This window comes from Pedobacter sp. 01N416, assembly GCF_056399685.1.
In genome coordinates, this window is sequence record NZ_JBFTRT010000415.1 from 1 (window position 1) to 4,657 (window position 4,657).

Consider the following 4,657-nt stretch of genomic DNA (forward strand, 5'->3'; position numbering starts at 1 on the left):
TTCTTAAAATATCGTCATCTTCGATTAGAACAATTCGTAAATTCTGGCTCATTTTTGTGGTTGGTTTTAATTAAGACGCTTTTAGTGCTATTTTGTAACAGGAATTCTGGTAGAAATTGTTGTAGTGGTGCCTTTCCCTTTTATAGAAGAAATCTGAAAGGTCGATTTTATACGTTTGCAGCGTGTTTGAATATTGTTTAATCCTCTTCCTTTTTGTACCGTTTCAAGATCAAAACCTTCGCCATCATCTGTTGTTAAGATGTTTACTGTATCATGATCGGTTTCAATAACCATAATCAACACCTGGCTTGCTTTGGCATGTTTTAACACATTATTTAACATCTCCTTAAAAATTAATGTTAGGTTTCGGTTAAACTCCATCGATAGGTGTAGTTTTTGATATTTGCTTAACACGCCTTCCATTTTAAATGTAACTCCCGTGTTTTGGAAAAGATCGATTCCAAAATTTTTAATGTGCATCAATATCTCAAAAAGATTATCGCTATGTGGGTCTAGCGCCCAAAGAATATCTTTAGTTCCGGTATACAACAAACTGGCGTTTTCTCTGATTAGCCTGATCAGTTCCTTTTGCTCTTTTTCGGTTCCTGCTACCTTTTTATCCAGAATTTCGGATAAAACATTAATCCTGGTCAGTTTATTGCCAATATCATCATGAAAATCTTCTGCAGTTTGCTTTCTTATTTTTTCTTGCTCTTTTAACTTTAACTTTTCGAACTGRTGTTTTTTACGTTCTCTGGTTTTAAAAATGAGGTAAAAGATAAGCCAGATCAGGAAAATAAGCACCAAAAATGCGCCAATCTTAAATATAATGGTATCATAATACGGCGGTACAATGGTAAAGCTAAACTGTTCTATATTTGATTGCTGGCCATTTGCGATAGCATAAACCTGAAAAGTATAACTACCTGGTCTTATGGCCGAGTATTCGATCTCTGTGTTGGGTACAGGTTTGCTGAAATCGTTATCTACCCCAACCAGTTTGTAGCGGTAAAGTACACTTTCTGGATTGGTGAGATAAACTCCCTTAAAACTTATCGAAATGTGGTTTTGACTGTAGTTAAGTTTATAAAATTTATCTCCTTTTCCGTTCAGATCTACTGAAATATCCTTTGCCCGATCATTTTTATGAAAAACACTAACCTGTTGAATATGGATAAAAGGATTCTTTTTGTTCTCCCTAAGCGGATTGGTTTTACATTGAATAAGTCCATTTATGGTGCCTACCAATATGCTGTTTTTGTAATTGATAATTGCGTTTTGGTTACATTCTACAATGAGCGGATGGTCTCTAAAAACTTCATAACTTTGTTGTTGCCTATTAAAAGTTAATTTGTTAATCCCCCGTCCTGTTCCGGCCCATAAATTATTTTCATTATCGGTTGCAAGGCTATAAATATCATTTGAGTTTAACCCATTGGCAACAACATAACGTTTAATGGCTTTCGTTTTTAAATTCCAGGTGATGATCCCATCGCCAAGCGTAGCAAAAATCAAATTATCACCCTGCCTTATAATGCTCAGTACGTACACATTGGTGAGCGATTTGATACGAAATGTTTTATCTATCTTTTTGTTTTTGATAAGTGTAACGCCATTTGAGGTGCCAAGAAACACACTATCCTTCTGCAAAGGATAAATACACGATAAATAGCCATCAAATCCACTTATCCGTTCGGTTTTTCCATCCTTTAAATAAGTAGATGACATGTACCCGTTTATCCAGATCCCTCCTTCCTCGTCTTCAGCTATCGAGCTGTTATCAAACCTCTCTGGCTTTAATACCTGGCTAAATTTTTCTCCGTCGTATTTCCAAATGCCTTTGCCATAGGTAGAAAACCAAATGTTTTTTGCTTTATCGGCATAAACGAAGTAGATTTTTTTATCCTTAAAAGCGGGGATATCAATGTTTTGTACCTCTTTACCATCATACTTAAAAACACCTTTGTTAAAAGTGCCAAACCAGAGGTTATTATTTTTATCTGCCGCTATTCCGCTTATTGGATATGCCAGGTTCTTGCCCTTAAACCTATTGTAGCGAATAAAAGCATCGCCTTCATATTTGTAAATACCATCACTAAAACAAGATATCCAGATGTTGTTTTCAGCATCGCTAAATATTGCATTAACCTGGTTATCGCTCAATCCATTTTCTCCGTTAAAATTAATGATTGAGCCATTTTTATTTATGAAGTAAGCCCCTTTTTCAGAGCCTACCCACATATTTCCACGATGATCCTGCGCGATGGAATAATAGGTATCGATACCCTCTTTTTTAAAAAACGGTTTAACTATTCCGTTCTCCAGTACATAAATTCCGCTATGGTCGGTTAACAGATAGGCCTTATTCTTTACCGTTTTATCAAATAAGATCTTCCGGATAGATAAAGTATTGATGGCTGGCGGTAACTCTTGGTAGATTGTCCAATTGTTATTCTTAAGCTGATAAATACCCACTCCTGATGCAGCAGCATATAGGTTTCCGGAACTGTCGCTGTTTATGGTATGGATATTTTTACCAGCGATGGAATAAAAAACGATTTTATCCTTTTCAATTTTGAAAAGTTTATATTCACTTACTCCCCAAATAACACCCTCTTTGTCTTTAAGTAAATGGCTTACCCCTTTACCCGAAAACAGGGTGCTTATTTTTCCACGTTTAAGAATGCTGATACCTGTTTCAGTACCAAAAAGCATTTGGCTCTGGTTATCCTCTGTAATGCAGTTTACTGAATTTGATCCTAACCCATCGGCTTTGCTGTACGAGGTAAATTGCCTGCCATCGAAATTACTTACCCCACCAAAAGTGCCAAGCCAAAGCGTCCTGTCTTTTGCTTGATAAATTACCATTACCTGCGATTGAGGCAAGCCATCCTTAAGGCTGTAATTGGTAAAATTATAGCTTTGGGCCGATAGCTTAAGGCTAAAAAGCAAAATGAAAGAAACTATAAAATTTATCTTGATTATAGACAGTTTACTGCACATGTAATACAAAATAAGCATAATTTCTTTCAAAAGCCATCCCCCTTTTTGGGGGATATTTATCATGCGTTACCCATGTATGGGTCGGTTTGGGTAATTTCTCCGGTTTCTATTTTACCTGCATATCGGTGTTTAAATGTTGTATTGCCCGCCTGCACAATACTGAAATCGTACCAATTCGCATTTTTAGCCAGATTAAACGAGATATTTGTACCCGATTTTGGCTTAATTGTTACCGTTTTGCTCCCTGATTTGTATTTGTTATCTACAATTTGGAGCGTAACTAAACTGGCGCCTTTGTTCTCAATAGCGAAAACCAGGGTACCTGTAAGTTTTTTGCTTACCAAACCAGCTTGCTCTGGATATGCTTTTATAACAACGGAAGGATTTTTTTTGCTTCCTGCGAAATTCCTGTAAAAACCATTCGGACCGCTAACTGTAAGATCATAAACTTCGTTATCAAAATCATCCAGTTTAATGCTGTCTTTTAACACATCGCCAGCTTTTACGGCATAGGCCCATGTTTTGCCCGCAACACCTTTAAATTTGGCAATGGTATACATGTTGAAAGGCGCACCAACGGTTTCTATTTCGCTACCGAACAAGGTTTTTGCCGATTGAAAAGTAAGTACTATTTCATTATTAACCAGATTTGCATCAACTGTTAAATGATAAGGCAAAGCACAAGCATGTTTTGTTCCGTTCTCCTGTTTAGGGGCATGATTAGATGTTTCTGTAGAAAAAGCTTCGAACTTATTTATTTTTGCAACCTCTGTTTTATTAAGTGCCGTAGGACCAACCTGGGCAGGTTTGTTTTTTGCATTACCGATGTTGGTTACTACCACATCGCGTTTTAGTGGTTCAGGAGATTTAATTTTTTCTCCATTGTACGGTCTGAACACTGAGGTTAAATCGCCACAGATATTCCTTCGCCAATCGCTAATGTTATTACTTTTAATGGTTTTGCCTGTTTTTTTAGCCAGCCATTTTTCCATAAACATTAATGATGACGTATGATCGAAAACCTGTGAGTTTACAAAACCGCCCTTGCTCCAAGGTGAGGCAATAACCAAAGGAACACGATAGCCCAAGCCGATCGGGCTTCCTTTTCTTGCTTCAAAATCAGTGGCATAATTTATTCCTTCTGATACCTTTCCGCTGGTTGAATCATCAGGGTTTGGCACCACAAAAGGTGGCTGGTGATCGAAATACCCATCATTTTCATCGTAGGTTAAAACAAAAATTGTTTTTTTCCAAACCTCTGGGTTTTTGGTTAAAATATCTAGCGCTTCGCTTACATACCAGGTACCGTACAATGGCGAGCTGGTATGATCAGAAAAGCGTTGAGGCGCAACCAACCACGAAACCGTTGGTAATTTTCCGCTATCTACATCTTTTCTAAACTGATGGAAAATATCGCCTTTCGGCACATTAATCGTTTCCGACTTCCCTTGATCGTTCTTAAAAGTAAATGGTTCAAGGTCGAGATAATCTTTTTGAGAAATGTTTGTGGTAAACGCTTTATCTACTAAGTTTTTTTCCTTTTGTGATAATTTATCGTATTTCTCCTGAACCTCTTTTGCGGTTAAAGCTGGTTTAACGGTATTATCGCCATTTTTTCTAAAGTAAGCTGATAATTTAACGTTGTGTCTACTGA

Annotated in this window: 2 protein-coding genes; both read right to left on the minus strand. The window is 37.0% G+C overall.

From position 1 onward, the window contains the following. Nucleotides 1-87: 87 nt before the first annotated feature. Entirely contained in the window at nt 88-3,066 is a 2,979-nt protein-coding gene (locus tag AC1DND_RS20200; RefSeq protein ID WP_477584363.1) for a ligand-binding sensor domain-containing protein, read from the minus strand. Next, nucleotides 3,063-4,657 (minus strand): alkaline phosphatase family protein (locus AC1DND_RS20205; RefSeq protein ID WP_477584365.1); only part of this gene is annotated, 1,595 nt, incomplete at its 5' end. The genes AC1DND_RS20200 and AC1DND_RS20205, both read right to left, overlap by 4 nt.